The sequence below is a fragment of the Cyclonatronum proteinivorum genome (assembly GCF_003353065.1).
GTDB classification, from domain to species: domain Bacteria; phylum Bacteroidota; class Rhodothermia; order Balneolales; family Cyclonatronaceae; genus Cyclonatronum; species Cyclonatronum proteinivorum.
The window spans coordinates 3,955,155-3,974,367 of the sequence record NZ_CP027806.1; the positions used below are offsets into that span (position 1 = coordinate 3,955,155).

The following is a 19,213-nucleotide window of genomic DNA, read 5'->3' on the forward strand; positions in this document are numbered from 1 at the left end:
ATTGAAAACCTCACCCTGGCAGCGAATAAATTACCCGCTGAGCCATGCAGGTCACTTCAGATCTGCCATTCTGTTTTTTTGAACGATGTGGTTATTTTCCGCTTTCCTATCGCGGTCACGCTCGCTTCTTCCTGCATAAGTTGGTGAAGATCGTACCGCTAACCATTTCCCTCCATCCCTGTTTTTCTGCCGCTGCATGCTTCTTTTCCTCCTGGGTTCGCTTGTCCTCCTTTTGGCCATCATGATTTTCCGCACCGTTCAGCTTTCCGCACGCGAACCGGACGTCGAACCCTCCACACCCCTGCCTGTAAACCTCGACGAAGCCACGCAGCGCCTCAGCCGCGCCATTCAGTTTAAAACTGTTTCGCAACAAGACGCGAGCATGATTGACGGGGATGAGTTTCATAAAATGCACCGCTTTCTGGCGAAGGCCTTCCCCCTCGTTCACGAAAAGCTGTCGCGCGAAACTGTGAACCACTACAGCCTCCTCTACCGCTGGGAAGGCAAAAATCCGGACCTCAAGCCCATCATGCTCACCTGCCACCTCGATGTCGTGCCCGTTGAGCCCGGCACCGAAGCCGACTGGGATCACCCCCCTTTTGCAGGTGCCATCACCGACGAGCACATCTACGGACGCGGCACCATGGACGTGCAGTCCGGCGTCATGGCCATACTCGAAGCCACCGAAGCCCTCCTGCAGCAAGGGTACGAACCCGAGCGTACCGTTTATCTCGGCTTCGGTCACGACGAAGAAATCGACGGCGAATTTGGGGCAAGTGAAATCGGCAAGCTCCTTCAGGAACGCGGCATAGAAATGGAATTTTTACTCGATGAAGGCCTTCCGGTTGTCGAAGAACTCATCGAAGGAATCAAAAGTCCGGTCGCGCTCGTCGCCGTTGCCGAAAAAGGCTACCTCAGCCTCGAGCTCAGCCTCACTGCGGAAGGCGGACACTCCTCCGTGCCACAGGGCACCACATCCATTGCGCGGCTCGGCAAAGCCCTGCACCGGCTCGAAAACACCCCCCTGCCCGCCAAATTCGACGCCCATCTCACCGCCACCTTCGAAGCCATCGGCACCGGCATGCCCTTCTACCTGCGCTTCGTGATGGCCAACCTCTGGCTCTTCAAAGGCCTGTTGCGCCGCTTCCTCGCCACCATCCCCGCCACCAACGCCGCCATCCGCACCACCACCGCCACCACCATATTCGAATCGGGCGTCAAAGAAAACCTCATCCCCACCCTCGCCCGGGCCGTCGTCAACTTCCGCATCCACCCCAACGACTCCGTCGAAAGCGTCATCGCCCACGTCAAAAAAGCCATCGGAGACGACGCCATCAAAGTCGAAAAACTCTTCGGACACATCGAACCTTCCCCGGTTTCCTCCATCACCAACACGCCCTACCGGCAGCTCTCCCGCGCCATCCGCGAAATCTTCCCCGAAGTTGCCGTCGCCCCATCCCTCATGGTCGGCGCCACCGACGCCCGCCACTACACCGGCATAAGCCGCAACATCTACCGCTTCTTCCCCCTCCGCGCCGAACAAAGCGACCTCGACCGCGTGCACGGCACCAACGAACGCCTCTCCATCCAAAACTACGGCGAAATGATCCAATTCTACGCCCGCGTCATCCGCAACACCACCGGATAAAAACCCGCTTCAGCCAGCCGCCACTTTATCTGTCCCCTACCCCAAGCCTCCCCGGCTAATCCGCTCTTCTTTTTTTTGGGTAAAACTCCGTGAACATCAAGGTCTCCTGAAGCATGTCCTATACCCCAAACCTACGGCAAATGCGTTGCTTTTTTTGGGCGGGGGAATCAGGTTTCGCTTTGAACCTTACCCGAGAATCCCTGCACTCAGATATCCTGTGAATACAGAGACACCAATTACCTGAAAGAGTACAGCTGGGCGACATTTTCGCTAAGAGCGCACGATTCTTTTCACGAGCTGATAAACCCGGCTGCCGTTTTGTTGCGGCCACCTGTCAGACGCGGTATCACGCCGCTCAGCCCGATCAACGGCAGTCTGAAAGCGATCGATATAAATCGACTCAAACCCCTCGCTCGTATCAATCCGATCAAGAGCTGCAGACAATACTGGTTTCACATCTCCGCATGATTGCAGATGCGCTTGCGGATCTTCAAGATGTAACAAAAGCCAATACTCAAAACAGGGGTTGCTCAAAGCCAGCCGGACATTCGCATCATTACATCTTCGCGCCACTTCCGGTAAATGGGATCCATACCTGTCTCTGTCAATTACCAGCCAAGCCTCATCACCCTCCTGAAGAATTTCCTCTTTCAGCTTGTTTTTCAGATGATCTAACACATGCAGGGGCGCCGATTTATGTTCATCACAAGGATAAACCCGCACCTGAACATTTTTATTAAAGCCATGAAACATATCCAGATATTTGGCCTCCTTACTTGATGTTCTACTGCCACCTTCAATACCAACAAACAAGATATTCGTACTCCGGCGGGTCTGGACAATTCTGTCAAGCGACCGCTTTCTTCTATACTTCGACATACCGGTCTGACCCGTTGGTGAGATCGTATTTAATTTTCGGAATACCACCGAAACGCCCCTGCAGGTAATTCCTGGAAAGCTTTACATCATTGCGAATATCAAAATCAAGCAAGGAAACAAGTTGGGAAGCACCCCACTTATTTTTTTCCATGAGCCAGAGTTCATCCCTGCGCAGAAGGTCCTGATCAAACAAATGCGTGTCGTGCGTAGTAAAAATTAACTGCGTATTGCTGTTGGTACTGCCCGTTTCATTGAACAACTCAACCAGCGCCCTACTCAGCATCGGGTGCAACCTGCGATCAAGCTCATCAATAAAGACAACCTTATCCTGGTCAATTGCGTCAGCAAACAACGGGCTCAGATGTACCAGCCGCTGTGTGCCATCCGACTCCTCTTCAATTGGCAGACTCACCTCATTGCCATCCCTGTCTTTATGAATAGCCTGAAGATGATATTCCAGGATGGCGCCATCCTTCTTTTCATATATACGCTGCATTTGCTCCATCGACAGGATGATACCCTGACCGTCCTTTAATTTAGAAAGGCTAAGCTGAACATCCTTCTTGATGTTAGGCGGAAAAAAAGATAAATCTCTCTTAATATCAATTTTTCTGCCCTCCAGCTCAACCCTTTCTATACCGGTACCCACGCGCTTAAGAAGCGTACTCAGAAAATCAGAGAACCTCCGGTCATCACGTGCTTTTAGCAAGAGCTGCCGTTGCTGCGCTACCGCGCTCACAACGGTCAGCGTTTTCCTGAACCAATCCACGACAGGAAGCACGCCTTTGTGATTATTATCGGCCAGGCTATACAAAAACAGCTGATTATTGCGTGTCGTTGTTTCAACCAAAGTGATCACTTTGCCCGAAAAACCGGGAGATTCAAGGGATTTACCATGATCAACAATGGCGCCGTCTTCATCAGATTTCCGCTCGAACAACTTCCGCTCCGCTGCCCCGGGACGTTGCGCATACAGCCACTCTTCCTCTATCCTCCGCGCACTCACGGCAAAGCCATACGTGTAAAGCTCATTGTCGATCCACAAAATGAACTCTATACAAGTAGGTTCCGCAGATCGGCTACCAGAAAAGCGGAAATAAGGCGGATTCAAAGGTTCATCAGGTTCCCTACCGGAGCAAATCAAATCACGGGCAAACCGAACAGCCTCAATCAGATTGGTCTTACCGGAAGCATTCGCCCCGTATATGGCACCAAAGCGCAGCAACTTTTCCGGCGTACGGAAATTGGTTGAGATCTGATGGGAAGTATGCTCTCTGACTGAATCGGAAATCATCTTAAAAACAACCTCTTCTTCTATAGACCTGAAATTAGAAACCGAAAACTGAACAAGCATTTTTTAATCCTAAAGCTGATTTGTGAGATTTTATCTCAATAATGTTACCATAATAACCAATTACTAAACATCAAAGAAGCTTTTCAGAAAATATCTTGATACGCCCGAAGACCAAACTCCCCTGGCTAATCCCATCTTCTGTTATTTTTTGGGGAAAACTCCGTGAACATCAAGGTCTCCTGAAGCATGTCCTACCCCCCAAACCTACGGCAAACGCGTTGCTTTTTTTGGGTGGGGGTGGGGTGAATTGCATAACATTACCCCACCCCATCTTTCTGAACAGGATTTGCAAGATTCACAGCATGAACAACATGGGCGCCGCATTTCAACATCTGCCCTCTCAACTAACCCGGCACCCACTCCGAAGGAGTGACATGTTTATAACACCAACATAACGCCCCCCATATCTCCCCGCCAGCGCCGAAGGCGCGCACGCGGGGCCGGGCGTACAGCCCGTAACAAACCCGCACAGAGACGCAGGGTTTCCGCGGCCCTGAAACAACGGTTAGCCCTAATTTCTTCAATTGAGCTGATGTGGCACCCGAAAAAAACAGGACGTTCTAAATAACCAACAATAGGGGTATCTTAAAATATCATTCAACAAACAAGGTGCCTCGATGGAAAAAACCAAAACACGCAAAACGTACACAGCTGAATTTAAAAGACAGGCTGTTGAACGCGCTTTAGAAAATAATGATGTAATGCAAACCGCCCGTGACCTGGGGGTGGATCATACCAGCATTCGTAAATGGATCAAAGACGTTCAACAGAACGCAGATCAGGCATTTCCGGGAAGCGGCAATCCCAGAAATAATGAGATTAAAGCCATAAAGCGCGAAATATCCAAGCTCCGGGAGGAGAACGAAATCTTAAAAAAGGCAGCAGGTATCTTTGCGCTCCGTTCCCGCAAAGATACCAGTTTATAAATGAGATGAGCGAAGACTACCCCGTCATTCTTTTATGTCGGGTAATGAAGGTGACGCGCAGTAGATTCTATAACTGGAAAGCTACCCGGCAACAGACTGCCAATGATACTGTCGCGCACTCTCCAAAAAGATAAAAACAAAAAAACACGTCTCTGCCACAAAAAGGAGACAACACTCTGATACAATGAGCATACCCAAAAGGCCAGCCCCGGCACGGGCCACACCTTTGTAGCATTAGAAACCCGCCCCCTTATTTCCCCGCACAGAGACGCAAAATTTTGTATCTCTGCCATGCTGCCCCCCCACCCCATAAAATCCCGTTTCCCGACAAAGCCCCACAAGGGAATTTTTTTTGGAAAAAGCCGATCATCGCCGACCCCGAATTTCCTGTTTTGTTGAACAGGATTTGAAAGATTCACAGCATGAACAACATGGGCTTCCCATTTCAACATCAGCGCTTTGAACTACCCCGGCACCCACTCCGAAGGAGTGACATGTTTATAGCACCGGCATGACGCCCCCATATTTCCCCGCCAGCGCCGAAGGCGCGCACGCGGGGCCAGGCGTACAGCCCGTAACAAACCCCGCATGATACAACCGTCGGAGACCGCGATCCGGTGTTCCCTGTAATCCGCAAACACCGGCATACACATGGCGTACCTACGGCACGCTGATATGGGGATGCGTCCGGTCTTCTACCCACAGGCTGCCCCTACAGGGCAGGATCTGAGCGGAAATCGGCACATTACCCTGCGCAAATGTTTTGAGCGGATAACTGCGCACCAGACCCCTTCACCGAAGAGACGAGCGATTATTGGTCATCATGCTCGACCAAGCGAAAGGCCAGCCGCGTTGCGGTGACATCTTTGTTGAAAAACCGGTCGTCGACGTTCCAGAATTTGCTGTTTTGTTGAACAGGATTTGCAAGATTCACAGCATAAACAACATGGGCGTCGAATTTCAACATCAGCGCTCTGAACTACCCCGGCACCCACTCCGAAGGAGTGGCATGTTTATAGCACCGACATGACGCCCACCCATATTTCCCCGCCAGCGCCGAAGGCGCGCACGAGGGGCCGGCGTACAGCCCGCAAAAAAACCGCGAGAAACCCAGCGTAGAGACGCAATGCATTGCGTCTCTACCAATGCCGGGATACGATCCCAATTTCCATAAATTGATCTCGCTGCAATGCCCAAACCAAAATCGTCCTTAAAGGGCCGCCATGCAGGTTAGCAATAACGCCACCTTTCCGCTTTCCCTACATCCGTTCCGGTGCGGTGATGCCTAAGATGGTGAGGCCGTTTTTGAGGACGGTGCCTGTGGCGCGGAGGAGGGCGACGCGGGCGATGGCGAGCTCAGGGGCTTCGCCCATGATGCGGCAGTCGTGGTAGAAGCGGTGGAAGCTTGCAGCTACGTCGTTGAGGTAGTTTATGAGGCGGTGCGGTTCGCGGTGCTGTGCGCCCTGCGCGACCATGTCGGGGAACTGCAGGAGCTCTTTGATGAGGGTGATCTCCGTCGGATGCGTGAGCTGACCAAGAGCGGCTTCGCTATCGAGCTTGTATTCTTCGGCGGCTTTGGCGAGGATGCTGTGGATGCGGGCATGCGCATACTGCAGATAGAAAACGGGGTTTTTCTCGCCCTGTTCGGTCGCCTGATCAAGGTCGAATTCGAGGTGCGTGCCAGGGGTGCGCATGAGGAAAAAGAAACGGGTGACGTCGCTGCCGACCATATCCATGAGCTCGTCGAGGGTGACGTAGTTGGCTTTGCGGGTGCTCATCTTGACCGGCTCGCCGTCTTTGACGATGGTGACAAACTGATACACCTGCACATCAATGCGGTCGCTGTCGTAGCCGAGGGCTTTCACGGCGGAGACGACGTCGGGATAGGTCGCAATGTGATCGGCGCCGAATATGTCGATGCAGGTATCGTAGCCGCGGTCGAGCTTGCTGATATGGTAGGCGATATCTGGCAGGCGATAGGTCGGCTCTCCGGTGCTCTTCACGAGCACGGTGTCTTTTTCCTTGCCGAATGTGGTGGTGCGGAACCAGACAGCTCCGTCGGCGTCGTAGGCGAGGTCAAGCTCGCGCAGCCGGCTTACAACCCGGTCAATGGCGCCGTCTTCGTAGAGCGTGTGCTCGTTGAAGAAGCTGTCCATGATGATGTTCATGCGCTCGAGGGTTTGGCGGATGTCCGCGAAGATGGCCTGTTCGGCGGCGTTTTTGAAAACAGGATCGGTCGCGGGGCAGCTTATGAGCGCTTCGTCATGTTCGTCGATCAGCGTTTGGGCAATGTCGCCGATGTAGCCGCCCTGATAGCCGTCTTCGGGGAGTTCGGCATCCTGACCGAGTTTTTGCAAGTAGCGGGCGCGCACGCTTTCACCGAGTACGCGCATTTGCCGCCCGGCATTGTTGAAGTAGTATTCGCGGTCAACCTTGGCGCCTGTCCATTCCAGCAAGCGGGCGATGGTATCGCCAAGTACGGCGTTGCGGCCGTGGCCTACCGTGAGCGGTCCGGTGGGGTTGGCGCTCACAAATTCGATCTGCATGCGCTTGCCGGCGTTGGCGCTGCTTTTACCGTACGCTTCAGCACGCATTAAAATTTCCGCGAGTTGACCGTACAGCCAGCTTTCGGAGAAGCGGAAGTTGATGAAACCTGGTCCGGCGATTTCGACCGCGCTGAGGTAGCCGTCATCCATCGGGAGGGCGGCTTTGATGGCTTCGGCGATTTTGCGCGGGGGCATTTTCAGTTTTTTGGTGAGGGTCATCGCGAGGTTGGTCGCGGCGTCGCCGTGTTCGGGGCTGCGGGGTTTCTCGATGATGATGTCGGCCTCGAGCGGCTGATCAGAAATGGTGGCGAGGGCTTCGGAAAGGATGCGAACCAGGTATGCTTTCATGCGGAAGTCAAAATTTTGCGGCAGCTTGTGGCGGTAGCCGCGGGGAATCAGAATAAAAAAAGGAGAACATGGCACCGGCAGTTGTGCAGGCTCAGTAGCCATCACCCGAAAAAAACGGAAAAAACGCGGCCTATTAGAGCACGGCAGCCGGTGTGTGAATTTCAGGAACGGCACGGCCCCATAAGCAAAAACCCGGCTTAACCGGGTCTTTTTGATGCTTGGAGCTAACTTACAAATATACGCAGAACTTTAGCCAATTATGCCGAGCTTTTTGAAGCTCGTCCACTCGTATCCGGCTACAATGATGTGATCTGCCACGTCAATGCCGAGCATTTTCGCGCCGCCTATGATGCGTTTGGTGAGCTGCACGTCCGCGCTCGATGGACGGGGGTTGCCGCTCGGGTGATTGTGCACGAGCATGATGTTATGTGCGCGGTTGATGATGGCGCGCCGGAGGACTTCGTTGGGATCCACAACCGTGGCGTTGGCCCCGCCAATGCTGATGCGGTCGTAGCCGGTGAGCTGTTTGGCCGAGTTGAGATGCCCCACGATGAAGACTTCTTTGTGGTTGTCGCGCAGCATGGGGCCAAAGTAGGAATACACTTGCTCGGGATACAGAAAGAAAATTTTCTCGTCTTCGCTGTCCTGATTGATACGCCGCGCGAGTTCAAAGACGGCTACGAGGGTGATGGCCTTCACTTTGCCGATGCCCTTAATACCGCCGATTTCTTCCCAGTCGTGGCGGGCCAGTTTGTGGAGGCTGCCGCTTTTTTCCAGCAAGGCCCGCGATACTTCCATCACGTTCATGCCTTGCGTGCCGGAGCGGAGCAAAATGGCGAGTAGCTCAGAGTCGGTGAGAACATCGGGCCCGTATTTCATGAGCTTTTCACGGGGTTGCTCTTCCGGCAGCATGTTCCGCACGCCTTTCTTCTTGTCAACTTTTTGGGCAGAATAATCCGCCGTTTTCAGATTAATTTCAGCCATAGGTATGTTTCCGGTTCCTGATTTTTTTCTCAAGAGTACGGGAAGCCGAAAACCTTACACTAAAAAATACAGCGCTGCCGATTTTTTTGAGAGGTGCGGGGTTAAGCCGGAAACTGTTTCATGAGGGCGTCCCAGGCCATCATCACGCATTTGCGGCGGGCGGGGTAGTCACGAATTTGTGCGAGCGCAAGCCAGGGGGTGGTCGCAAGTTCTTCGGGGGAAGGATCAGGTCCGGTGTTTTGCGCGTCCGTAATGCGGCTGATTTCAGCGTACAATTTTCGGAGCTGCGCCACAGATTTCCCCCGTGCAAAGGCAGCCAAAAAAGAAGCGGAGGCCTGCGACATGAGGCAGCCGTTGACTTCGTAGCGGATGTCAGCTACGCAGCCGTCATCCATCGTTACAAAAAACAAAACCCGGTCGCCGCAAACCGGGTTTATGCCTTCAATTTCGTAGTCGAATGCCGGGGGTCGCTCCCCTTCCGGCAGGCGGTAGGTGGTTTTGCGGGAGGCTTCAATAAGCTGTTTGGTGTAAAGGGAAGCCGACATCAGCGCCTCAGGATTTTTTCGCTGTTCCCGCGGGGTTTTCAGGGGCTTCATCCGCGGCGGATTGTCCGCGGATTGTTTCCGGCTCAGGGCCGGCGCCTGGCGATGAGTGAGGCGTTTCATCCGCGTCCCTGTTCCCGTCCGCTGCGCTTGCGGGTCCTTGTGCTTCGGTTGCTTCGGGAAGCGCGTCGTTTTCTTCCGGTTCCGGCTGTGCCGCTTCAGATGGGGGCGCGGGTTCCGCCTTGGGCGGATCATCGGGCAGCAACCATTTTGAGAATACGAGCATAATAATGATGGCCGATGAAATGGCTACATCGGCCACATTAAAGATGTAGGGGAAGGAGGGGTTTCCGCCCACCCAGGGCACCCAGTCGGGCCACACCCAGGTAAAATGAATGAAATCAACCACGGCACCTTCCAGCACGGTGCCGTAGCCTTTTATGACGGCCATGTAGAGCCGGTCTGCAATATTGCCGAGCGCCCCGCCTATGACCAGCCCCATGCAGATCACGAAGCCTTTCGGCGCCTGATCCATCACGCTGATGGTGTACCAGATGATGGCGATGGTCGCAATAATAGCAATGATGCTGATCACGAAGGTCGGCGCAAAGGAAATCCCCATGGCCATGCCGGGGTTGGTGGTGTAGTTGAACGCCAGCCAGCCATCAATGAGGGTGAGCCGGTGGAGTTCAGGGCTTGATCGCACAACGGTTTTAGACCACTGATCGAGGATGACCACGATCGCGGCCATCACCACAAACCACGTGAGCTTTTCAGACCTGGGATTCACGCGTAAGCTGAGACCTTATTTTTGTTTGAGCTTTGCTTCAATGCTGATTTGGGTATGCGGCACCGCTTCGAGACGCCCCTTGGAGATTTTCTTTTTGGTAACCCGGCACACGCCATAGGTTTTGTTGTCGATGCGGGTGAGGGCGTCGTCGAGGTAGCGGATAAACTTCTTGGTGCGGTTAAACAGCATGTAGGTTTTTTCACGCTCCTGCGCGTCCGTACCGGCGTCGGCCATGTGGTAGGAGTAGGCAGATTCGTCGGATGAATTTTCAGTGCTCTCCCGTATTATAGCCTGCAGCATTTCCAGATCCTGCTCGGCTTCCGTTCTTTTTTTCAGGATGATGTTTCTGAAATATTCCAGCTCCTCATCGCTGTAGGGGGAAATTCGGGTATTGGTATCCTTGCTCATGGTGGTTACCTCTTGGTGGAAATCAGTTGGGTTTACGTTTAATGGCAATTAAAACTTTTTGGTCGGCAATTTCCCATTCTTTCTCGAAATCGTCAGTGCTGTCAGCAACTGAGTGTATTTCCTCAGACAGGGTTTCCTGCTTTATGTAGGCTTTCATGCTTTCGACCGCTTTGGCGGTTTGTTCGTCACCAACAATGGTCAGTCGAATCCGGTCGGTGACATCATAGTCGGCCTCTTTGCGCATATTCTGTACGCGATTGATAATTTCGCGCGCCAATCCCTCACGGATCAAATCTTCGCTGAGGTTGGTATCGGCAGCAACAGTTATACCTTCTTCTGTTTCTACCTCCCAACCTTTGAGACCATCTCTGATAATCAAAATATCATTTTTTTGGAAGGTAAGCTGTTCATTCTCAATCTCCAGCTCAATCGATCCTTTGGCTTCGTAAGCGTTTATTTCGTCGTTGGTTAAGGCGGATATACGCTTGGCGGCAGCCTTCATTTTCTTTCCGAGCCTTGCCCCTACTACGGGATAGTTCGGCTTAGCACTCTTGCTCACGATACCGGAGTCATCATCCACGTATTCGAGCTTTTTCACGTTCACCTCATCCAGGATGATGGCTTTCACGCGCTCAACTGCGTCCTGATGCGCGGCGCTCTGTGTCGGCAGGATGATGCGGGAGAGCGGCTGACGCACATTTACGGCAATCTTGTTACGGATGCGCAGCACAAGCGAACTGATGAGGCGGGCCTGATGCATGCGATATTCGAGCGATTTATCGATGGACGTTTCCTCAACCGTCGGGTAGAAGGAAAGGTGCACGGACTCCTCCTCCATTTTGTGCACTTTATACAGCTGACGATACAGCCACTCGCTGAAGAAAGGCGCAATCGGGCTCATGAGCTTGCTGAGGCTTGCCAGGCATTCAAACAGCGTTTGATAGGCCGCGGTTTTATCGAGGCTCTTGCCTTCTTTCCAAAACCGGCGGCGGTTGCGGCGGATGTACCAGTTGCTGAGGTCTTCCACAAACTGCTCGACTTCACGGGCTGCGCGGGTCGGGTCGTACTCATCAAAGTAGGTATCCACCTCTTTAATGGTCGTGTTCATGCGGGAGATAATCCAGCGATCCATCTCAGGCCGGTCGGCTACCGGGATGGGGGCGCCATTGTAGGTCCATTCATCGATGTTGGCGTACAGAGCCAGGAAAGAGTAGGTGTTCATCACCGTGTTGAAGAGCTTACGCTGCGTTTCCTGTAACCCGGCCTCGGCAAACTTGAGGTTTTCCCAGGGCGGCGTGTTGCTCATCATGTACCAGCGGACGGTATCCGCGCCGTATTTGCGGATGACTTCAAACGGATCAACAGCATTGCCTTTACTTTTAGCCATTTTCTCGCCGGCTTTATCAAGCACCAGACCGTTGGATACCACATTCTGATAGGCGGGCTTATCGAACAGCATGGTCGCGAGCGCGTGCAGGGTATAGAACCAGCCGCGGGTCTGATCCACGCCTTCGGCGATAAAGTCAGCGGGGAAGCTTTCTTTGAAGATGTGATTGTTCTCGAACGGGTAGTGCCACTGTGAGAAAGGCATGGCACCGGAGTCGAGCCAGACATCAACGAGGTCCGGAATGCGGCGATAGGTCCCGCCGTCTTCGGCATCCCAGGTAAACTCATCAATGAAGGGGCGGTGCAGATCGAGTTCCTGATCCTTGGGGATGCCTGCTTTTTCCCTCAGCATTTTGATGGAATCCACAAAAACGACATCTTCGGGATTGCGGTCGTTTACCCAGATGGGCAGGGGCGTGCCCCAGAACCGCTGCCGTGAAATCGCCCAGTCCACATTGTTTTCGAGCCAGCTTCCGAAACGCCCGGTTCCCGTGCTCGCAGGCTTCCAGTTGATGGTATTGTTCAGCTCAATCATCCGGTCTTTGTAGGCCGTTGTGCGGATAAACCAAGATTCGACCGGATAGGAAATCAGCGGCGTACCTTTGCGCCAGTCGTGCGGGTAGTTGTGATCGTAGGTTTCCTGACGGTACAGGAAGCCGCGCTCTTTCAGGTCGCGGACGATGGTTTTGTCGGCGTCTTTAAACCACGCGCCGGCCACAATTTCGGCGGATTGATCAAAGGCGCCGTCTTTGGTTACGGGGTTGAAAAGCGGGATGTCATGTTCTTTGCAGACGTTGAAGTCATCGGCACCGAAGGCGGGGGCAAGGTGCACAATACCGGTACCATCTTCGGTTGTCACAAAATCGGCTGAAACCACGCGCCAGGCGGCATCTTTCCCATATTTATTGAGGGCGTAGTCGTAAACCGGCTGATAGGTCTTGCCTACGAGCGCTGCGCCTTTCATTTCGCGCACTACTTCATACTCTTCTTTAATAACACTAAGGCGGTCTTTCACCAGCACTAGGAACTCGGGCTCGCCATCTTTTCCGGCAACGCGGATCTGCACATAGGTGAGGTCGTCCTTAACAGCGAGCAACATGTTGGAAATGAGCGTCCAGGGCGTTGTCGTCCAGGCCAGGAAGTAGGTATTGGCGTCCTCGTCGAGGCGGAATTTCACATAGGCTGAGGGGTCCTGCACCATTTTATAACCGAGACTCACTTCATGTGAACTCAGCACGGTGCCGCTGCCCGGCGAGTACCATTGAATTTTGTAGCCTTTATAGAGCAAGCCTTTTTCGAACAGCTTGCCCAATGCCCACCAAACCGATTCAATGTACTCGTTTTTAAAGGTGATGTACGGATCGCTGAGGTCAACCCAGTAGCCCATGCGGCGCGTGAGTTCATCCCATAAATCCTTGTATTCGAGTACGCTTTCGCGGCAGCGCGCATTGTATTCGGCAATTCCAAACGCTTCAACCTGTGCGCGGCCTTTGAGACCCAGCTTTTTCTCCACCTCAATTTCAACCGGTAAACCGTGCGTATCCCAGCCGGCTTTGCGGTTCACTTTGTAGCCTTTGATTGTCTTATAGCGGCAAAATAAATCTTTTACCGTCCGGGCCATCACGTGATGAATCCCGGGGCGCCCGTTGGCTGTAGGCGGTCCCTCATAGAATGTGAAGGGAATTCCGTCCTCACGGGTCGAAATGCTTTTCTCAAAAATGTTGCGCTTCTTCCAGAATTCGAGTACTTCGAGCTCCAGCTTTGGAAAATCGACGTTTTTTACTTCGGTGAATTTGGCACCCATGCGAGTGTTTGAGGCTTTTTTGGATAATTTTGATTAAGAGGGCAAATATACGGATTTTTAAAGCTTACCATGAATCCCAATTCTCACGCTATTTTCCGGCCTGTATGAAGCACTTCTCTGCTGTTTTTCCGGCTTTATTTTTTAGTATGATGATGAGCCTGTTGCTCCTGTCGTGCAGTCGTGAAGCTGAACCCGGTACCGAACTTTCCTCAGAAGCCCTTCGGCTTGAACAGATTGCGGTTGCCGAAAACCGCTTCAGAACGCTCATGCTTGAAAACCCGGACAGCCCGGAGTTTCGGCCGCAGGCCCGCTTTCTGGCCGAAGAGTACCGGATGTTCGCCTACCGCTACCCCGAGCACAGCATGGCACCGGAAATGCTGTTTCTGGCCGCCAACCTCTTTGCCGACGCCCTCGATGAGCCGGGTCAGGCTGTTGCACTGTTCCGGCAGCTTGCCCAGGAATGGCCCGATACGCCACAGGCCGAACGCAGCCTGTTTCTGGCCGGCTACACCTATCATCATCTGCTCGGTGAGCCCGATAATGCCCGCGAAATGTACGCCCGTCTGATCGAAGCCTTCCCCGAAAGCGATCTGCGCGAAGCTGCCCAAGACGATATGGCCCTTATCGGCACAGATCCCATGGAACTGCTTCGCAATTTTCAGCAAGCCGAGGGCGAAAACTAAACCCGTGGCTTTTCATTTTACCCGCAACACCATGCTAACTTTATCCCGATACGTTCATCATTTTTCTTTATCGCTATGTCATTAAAAGGATTTCCGCCCCTTCGCCCCATCACCCGAAAAGATCCCTACAAAATGGTGTTTGTCTGTCTTGGCAACATCTGCCGCAGCCCGACCGCTGAGGGGGTCATGCAGCACCTGGTAAATGAAGCCGGCTTTGGCAGCTATTTCGAAATTGATTCCGCCGGCACGGCCGCCTATCATACCGGCGAGCCGGCCAACAGCAAGAGCCGCGCCATTGCCGAAAAACACGGCGTGCAGCTGCTGGGGCGGGCGCGTAAGTTCAAAAGCTTCGACCTGGATCACTTCGATCTGATTCTGGTGATGGATCACGAAAACCACGACAATGTGCTTCGCCTGTGCCGTACCGACGAACAGCGCGAAAAGGTACAAATGCTGCGCGATTATGATCCGCAGCCCGGCGACGGACAGGTCCCCGACCCCTACTATGGCGGACTCGACGGCTTTGAAGAAGTCTTTCAGATCGTGAAGCGAAGCTGCGAACAGCTGCTGTTTAAACTCAAATCGCAGGTTTCTGTCTGATCTTATGCTTCCTGCCGACCTCATCAAAGCCCTGCAAGCGCATACTGGCTTGAAGCCGCAGGGGGAGCGTATGCTGGGCGGGGGCTCCATCAATCAGGTTGCGCTCATCCTGCTCGGAAGCGAAAAACAGCGGGCCGTGCTGAAGTGGAACAGCGCAGCCCTGGCACCCATGTTCGAAGCGGAATCACGCGGACTGCAGCTGCTGCGCGCCAATGCCGGCAGCCTCATCATTCCGGAAGTGCTCGGCACCGGCCTTACCGACGCCCGAAGCTGGCTGCTGCTGAGCTGGCACGAAGCGGGGCGCAGCACCAACGCTGCAATGGAGCGCCTGGGCGCAGGACTTGCCGCCATGCACCGCTGCACTGCACCAACCTTCGGCCTTGACCATGACAATTATATAGGACGGCTGCCGCAGCGCAACCAACCGGCTGCCGCCTGGCCGGAATTCTTTATGGGTCAGCGGATTCTGCCGCAGCTGGAACAGGCGGTGTCATCCGGGCTGCTTGCGCGCAGCTGGCTTTCCAAAACCGATACACTCGCCAAACAGGTCGAAGCGCTCTTTCCCGACGAGCCGCCGGCCCTGCTGCACGGCGACCTTTGGGGCGGCAACTATCTCATCAGCACCCGCGGCGAACCCGTGCTGATCGATCCTGCGGTTCACTACGGTCATCGCGAAACGGAGTTGGCGTTTACACGGCTGTTCGGTGGTTTTTCCGCAGCCTTCTACCGCGCCTACTATGCGCACTACCCGCCCGCTCCCGGCTATGAAAGCCGCACGGACCTGTGCAATCTCTACCCGCTGCTGGTGCACGTCAACCTTTTTGGCTCCAGCTATGCCGCACAGGCGCAGGCCATCCTGAAGCGCTACGCCGCATGAGTTTGCGCTTTACAACAGCCATCTTTCATCACCCTTCACCAAATTATCCTTTAACCATTTTGTTTCTGAATCAGCATGCGCGTTGTTAGTCTTGTCCCCAGCCTTACGGAGCTTTTGTTCGACCTCGGTGGCGAAATCGAAGTCGTTGGCCGGACCCGCTTCTGCATTCACCCCGCAGAGAAGATTTCGGAAGCGACCATTGTGGGCGGCACGAAAAATCCGCGGATAGACCGCATTCGCGCGCTGAAGCCGGATCTCGTTGTCCTCAACCGCGAAGAGAACCGCCGCGAAGACGCGGATGCCATCCGGGATTTTGCCCCGCTGCTGGTTACCGAAATCAGCACGGTTGAACAGGCGCTCGGCGCCATTCAGGAGATCGGCGCGGCAACCGGCACCGCGGAAGCTGCAACCCGGCTCTGCACTTCGATCCGGGCTGAGATGCCTTCCACCGAAACGTATACCCCCTTGCGCACCGCCTACCTGATCTGGAAAAAGCCGCTCATGAGTGTGGGCGGGGATACGTATATTCATGATGTGATGCGGCTGTTTGGCTTTGAGAACGTGTTCGGAAACGTGACCCGCTATCCGGAAACAAGCTATGATGAACTGGCAGCGCGGGGCACCGAACTCGTGCTGCTGAGTAGTGAACCCTATCCGTTCAAAACTTCAGATGCCGATGAAGTCCGCGAAGCCCTGCCCGGCAGTCTGGCCCTGACCGCCGACGGAGAAGCTTTCAGCTGGTACGGCTCCCGTATGCGGCCCGCTTTTAAAGCGCTCCGGGCATTCCGTGCCCGAATTGACACCCTTTCCAACGCCTGAATACCAGTCCCGCTCAGGCTCCGTTGACCCACCCCTTTTCCGCGTAAAACCAGTACAACTCCTATGAAATTTCCCGCTTTATTTTTCGCCTTCTCCCTTGTTCCGCTCGTTTTGATGGCTCCGGCTGATTCCGCCCTTGCACAGCGGACGCCGGCCGTTGCGCCGGTTGTGACCGATTCCGCGGCGGTACAGCAACAGAATGAATCCGAAGGCCGCCGGCTTTTTGTGCGGGGGATCACCGAGTTCGAGTTTGAAAACTATGAAGAAGCTGCCGCCCTGCTGGTTCAGGCCCGCGAAAAGCTGGGTCCCGCGCCCGCGCTTGACTACGCCATCGCGCAGAGCATGGTCGAAATCGGCAATATGATCGACGCGCTCTACTACGCCGAAAGCGCGGTGGAACTGGCCCCGGATAACAAATGGTACCGCATGACCCTGGCAGAAATTTATCAGGAAAACGGGCGCCTTGCAGACAGCGTAGCGCAGCTGGAAATTATTCTGGAGACTTCGCCTTCAGATATTGACGTGCTGTACAGTATCGCACAACTATATATGATGGAAGGCGAGCTGGTGCCGGCCAACGAGACCCTGGACCGCATTATGCAGATTACGGGGCCGGAAATGCAGCTGCTCTATCAGAAGTACCGCAACTATGTGGTGATGGGCGACCGTGAATCTGCGATGGATCAGCTGGAGCGCATGCTTGAGCTGGAGCCGGACAATGTGGCGGCCATGCAGATTTTGTCGCAGATTTATATTGAAGAAGCACAGTTCAGCCGGGCGCTCGAGCTGATGGAACAGGCACAGGTGCTGGATCCGGCCAACGAAGAGACGCTGATCACCCTCACCGATTTGTACATCCGCGAAGAGCGGTGGGATGAAGCCGGGGCGCTGCTGGTGCGCATGATTCAAAACCCCGGCATTGAAACCATGGTGAAGGCTGAGCTGGTGCAGTACCTGCTCGGGCAGGCCGACCGCGACCCTGAGAATGAATCTTTGATGGAAGCCGCCGGAACCCTGGTGCAGACTTTTGTAGCACACGATCCCGAACTGGGGATGGCACATGCGCTGGCAGCCGAGTACTACAATATGACGGGGGATGACGACCGGCTGCTCGAAAGCCTGACCCGCACCAACGAGCTGCTGCCCGAAAACGAACCTGCCTGGCGTCAGCGTCTGCAGATACTGCTTTCCAACGACCGTTTTGATGAAGTCATCGTCGTAGCGCAGCAAGCCGACGAAGTGATACCCGACGACGCTTTTGTGCTGTTTTTCAAGGGCCTGGCTCACTTGTTGCAGCAATCGTATGAAGAAGCAAGCACCATTTTGGAACGGGCGGCAGCGGCTCCGGCAACCCGGCCTTTCCGCTCGATTGTGTACGGCAGCCTGGGCGACGCCCTCTCCTCCATGGATCAGCATGCCCGCTCCGACGAAGCCTACGAGCAATCGCTACGGCTTGACCCGGACAATCATACGGCCCTTAATAATTTTGCCTACAGCCTTTCACTGCGACAGCTGCGACTTGATGAAGCCCTTGAGATGTCGCAAAGAGCTGTAGAAGCCGAACCGGACAATGCTGCTTTCTTAGATACGCTGGGCTGGGTTTATTTCAAGCTGGGTGAGTATCAGAATGCCAAAACGTACATCCGGGCGTCGATTGATACCGGAGACGCAAGCGCGGTTGTGCTGGAGCACATGGGCGATGTGTACGAAAAACTCGAAGATCCCGCGAATGCCCGCTACTGGTGGCAGAAGGCCTTCGACAAAGATGAAACCAAAGAGCATTTGCTTGAAAAACTTGATTCCTGACTTTCGGGCTCATCCCGGCCTTCACCGGGCAATTTGGCTTATTGGGGTCACGCTGCTTGCCGGGCTTGCCGCCTGCTCGCCGCGTATGGCGCCGCCGGAACTGCCTTCAGACTTCAGCCGCAGCACCGTTTCCGCGGATTCGCTGCTGCCCCTGCTCCAAACCGATTTTGCGGCCATTGAAGCCCTGAGCGGCAGGGCGAGCGCACGCATTAGTCAGCCCGGTCAGCAAGATCAGGCAACGGTGCACTTCACGAGTAGCCGAAACGAGAGCCTGCTTACCCTGCGCAACAACCTCGGCATTGAAGGCGGACGCATTTACACAGATACCGATTCCGTAACCCTGTACGACCGGATCGAGCGCACCGCCTGGCGCATGAGCGCAGAACAGGCCCGCTTAGCCCTGCTGCAGGGTTTCACGGCCTTCAACCTGCTGGAGTTTCTGCTGCCTGAGCTGACGCCTGATCAGATCACCGGCGTGTACGAAAGCACCTCGGAATGGGTGCTGCGTATGGCAGACGAGCGGTATTTTTTGTTCGATAAGAACAGCCTGTACCTCACCCGGCTGATTAAACCTGCGAGCTCCCCGCTTGCCTACAGTCAGTTTTCGTTTTCCCATCACGCTTCCATCGAAGGCTTCACGCTGCCGCGACGAATCGAAATCCTGAGTGAAGATGGCAAAGCCCGGATTTTTTTACTGATTCAGGCGCTTGAACTTAACCCGCCCAACCCTTCCTTCGATATCGGCCTGCCGGCTGACCTCCCTTTGGAAAGACGCTGATTGCGCCTCTGATTGAAATAAACCGCGTTTTTTGC

16 protein-coding genes are annotated in these 19,213 nt (G+C 54.3%); 8 read left to right on the plus strand and 8 right to left on the minus strand.

All coding sequences use genetic code 11. The features are described 5' to 3' along the window. Nucleotides 1-196 precede the first annotated feature (196 nt). The gene (locus CYPRO_RS15105) at nt 197-1,648 is read left to right on the plus strand and encodes a M20 family peptidase (RefSeq protein ID WP_114985409.1); all 1,452 of its coding nucleotides are present in this window, start codon (nt 197-199) and stop codon (nt 1,646-1,648) included. Nucleotides 1,649-1,918: 270 nt separating this feature from the next. Here the strand turns inward: CYPRO_RS15105 and CYPRO_RS15110 are convergent, their stop codons facing one another. Both CYPRO_RS15110 and CYPRO_RS15115 read right to left on the minus strand, forming a co-directional pair. Beyond that, entirely contained in the window at nt 1,919-2,461 is a 543-nt protein-coding gene (locus CYPRO_RS15110) for an RloB family protein (RefSeq protein ID WP_164682851.1), read from the minus strand. Between the two features lie 52 nt (nt 2,462-2,513). Beyond that, complete coding sequence (locus CYPRO_RS15115; protein ID WP_114985411.1) at nt 2,514-3,881, minus strand: AAA family ATPase; 1,368 nt, start codon at nt 3,879-3,881, stop codon at nt 2,514-2,516. Between the two features lie 617 nt (nt 3,882-4,498). Between CYPRO_RS15115 and CYPRO_RS15120 the strand changes: the two genes are divergently transcribed. After that, nucleotides 4,499-4,807: a transposase gene (locus CYPRO_RS15120; protein WP_114985412.1), complete on the plus strand. Its 309-nt coding sequence runs from the start codon at nt 4,499-4,501 to the stop codon at nt 4,805-4,807. Between the two features lie 1,259 nt (nt 4,808-6,066). Here CYPRO_RS15120 and argS read toward each other — a convergent pair. From argS to ileS, 6 genes are all read right to left on the minus strand, one after another. Beyond that, complete coding sequence (gene argS / locus CYPRO_RS15130) at nt 6,067-7,701, minus strand: arginine--tRNA ligase (protein ID WP_114985830.1); 1,635 nt, start codon at nt 7,699-7,701, stop codon at nt 6,067-6,069. A gap of 249 nt (nt 7,702-7,950) precedes the next feature. Continuing rightward, complete coding sequence (gene radC / locus CYPRO_RS15135) at nt 7,951-8,685, minus strand: RadC family protein (RefSeq protein WP_114985414.1); 735 nt, start codon at nt 8,683-8,685, stop codon at nt 7,951-7,953. 101 nt (nt 8,686-8,786) lie between these two features. Then, entirely contained in the window at nt 8,787-9,281 is a 495-nt protein-coding gene (locus CYPRO_RS15140) for an iron-sulfur cluster assembly scaffold protein (protein WP_164682852.1), read from the minus strand. Further along, nucleotides 9,238-10,017, minus strand: a complete 780-nt coding sequence (locus tag CYPRO_RS15145) for a signal peptidase II (protein WP_240644779.1) — start codon at nt 10,015-10,017, stop codon at nt 9,238-9,240. The genes CYPRO_RS15140 and CYPRO_RS15145 overlap by 44 nt, the downstream gene beginning before the upstream one ends. 15 nt (nt 10,018-10,032) lie before the next feature. Beyond that, on the minus strand, nt 10,033-10,425 hold the full coding sequence (locus CYPRO_RS15150; protein WP_114985416.1) for a TraR/DksA family transcriptional regulator: 393 nt from the start codon (nt 10,423-10,425) through the stop codon (nt 10,033-10,035). Nucleotides 10,426-10,447: 22 nt separating this feature from the next. Further along, nucleotides 10,448-13,615 carry an isoleucine--tRNA ligase gene (gene ileS, locus CYPRO_RS15155; protein WP_114985417.1) on the minus strand — a complete coding sequence of 1,056 codons (3,168 nt, stop codon included), beginning with the start codon at nt 13,613-13,615 and terminating at the stop codon, nt 10,448-10,450. A gap of 104 nt (nt 13,616-13,719) precedes the next feature. On the opposite strand from ileS, the gene CYPRO_RS15160 reads away from it, so the two are divergent. From CYPRO_RS15160 to CYPRO_RS15185, 6 genes are all read left to right on the plus strand, one after another. Next, entirely contained in the window at nt 13,720-14,298 is a 579-nt protein-coding gene (locus CYPRO_RS15160; protein ID WP_114985418.1) for a tetratricopeptide repeat protein, read from the plus strand. A gap of 75 nt (nt 14,299-14,373) precedes the next feature. After that, nucleotides 14,374-14,898 carry a low molecular weight protein-tyrosine-phosphatase gene (locus tag CYPRO_RS15165; RefSeq protein ID WP_114985419.1) on the plus strand — a complete coding sequence of 175 codons (525 nt, stop codon included), beginning with the start codon at nt 14,374-14,376 and terminating at the stop codon, nt 14,896-14,898. 4 nt (nt 14,899-14,902) lie between these two features. Then, complete coding sequence (locus CYPRO_RS15170) at nt 14,903-15,775, plus strand: fructosamine kinase family protein (protein ID WP_114985420.1); 873 nt, start codon at nt 14,903-14,905, stop codon at nt 15,773-15,775. Between the two features lie 75 nt (nt 15,776-15,850). Further along, a complete protein-coding gene (locus tag CYPRO_RS15175; RefSeq protein WP_114985421.1) occupies nt 15,851-16,594 on the plus strand; it encodes a helical backbone metal receptor in 744 nt (247 codons plus the stop codon). Nucleotides 16,595-16,657: 63 nt separating this feature from the next. Continuing rightward, entirely contained in the window at nt 16,658-18,400 is a 1,743-nt protein-coding gene (locus CYPRO_RS15180; RefSeq protein ID WP_114985422.1) for a tetratricopeptide repeat protein, read from the plus strand. After that, on the plus strand, nt 18,381-19,178 hold the full coding sequence (locus CYPRO_RS15185; RefSeq protein ID WP_164682853.1) for a DUF4292 domain-containing protein: 798 nt from the start codon (nt 18,381-18,383) through the stop codon (nt 19,176-19,178). Before CYPRO_RS15180 ends, CYPRO_RS15185 begins: the two co-directional genes overlap by 20 nt. Nucleotides 19,179-19,213: the final 35 nt, after the last annotated feature.

What these genes read in the sequence shown, in the direction of transcription:
- CYPRO_RS15105 (WP_114985409.1), top strand. Translation starts at nt 197, where the DNA reads ATGCTTCTTTTCCTCCTGGGTTCGCTTGTCCTCCTTTTGGCCATCATG.
- CYPRO_RS15115 (WP_114985411.1), bottom strand. Translation starts at nt 3,881, where the DNA reads ATGCTTGTTCAGTTTTCGGTTTCTAATTTCAGGTCTATAGAAGAAGAG.
- CYPRO_RS15120 (WP_114985412.1), top strand. Translation starts at nt 4,499, where the DNA reads ATGGAAAAAACCAAAACACGCAAAACGTACACAGCTGAATTTAAAAGA.
- argS (WP_114985830.1), bottom strand. Translation starts at nt 7,701, where the DNA reads ATGAAAGCATACCTGGTTCGCATCCTTTCCGAAGCCCTCGCCACCATT.
- radC (WP_114985414.1), bottom strand. Translation starts at nt 8,685, where the DNA reads ATGGCTGAAATTAATCTGAAAACGGCGGATTATTCTGCCCAAAAAGTT.
- CYPRO_RS15140 (WP_164682852.1), bottom strand. Translation starts at nt 9,281, where the DNA reads ATGAAGCCCCTGAAAACCCCGCGGGAACAGCGAAAAAATCCTGAGGCG.
- CYPRO_RS15150 (WP_114985416.1), bottom strand. Translation starts at nt 10,425, where the DNA reads ATGAGCAAGGATACCAATACCCGAATTTCCCCCTACAGCGATGAGGAG.
- ileS (WP_114985417.1), bottom strand. Translation starts at nt 13,615, where the DNA reads ATGGGTGCCAAATTCACCGAAGTAAAAAACGTCGATTTTCCAAAGCTG.
- CYPRO_RS15160 (WP_114985418.1), top strand. Translation starts at nt 13,720, where the DNA reads ATGAAGCACTTCTCTGCTGTTTTTCCGGCTTTATTTTTTAGTATGATG.
- CYPRO_RS15165 (WP_114985419.1), top strand. Translation starts at nt 14,374, where the DNA reads ATGTCATTAAAAGGATTTCCGCCCCTTCGCCCCATCACCCGAAAAGAT.
- CYPRO_RS15170 (WP_114985420.1), top strand. Translation starts at nt 14,903, where the DNA reads ATGCTTCCTGCCGACCTCATCAAAGCCCTGCAAGCGCATACTGGCTTG.
- CYPRO_RS15175 (WP_114985421.1), top strand. Translation starts at nt 15,851, where the DNA reads ATGCGCGTTGTTAGTCTTGTCCCCAGCCTTACGGAGCTTTTGTTCGAC.
- CYPRO_RS15180 (WP_114985422.1), top strand. Translation starts at nt 16,658, where the DNA reads ATGAAATTTCCCGCTTTATTTTTCGCCTTCTCCCTTGTTCCGCTCGTT.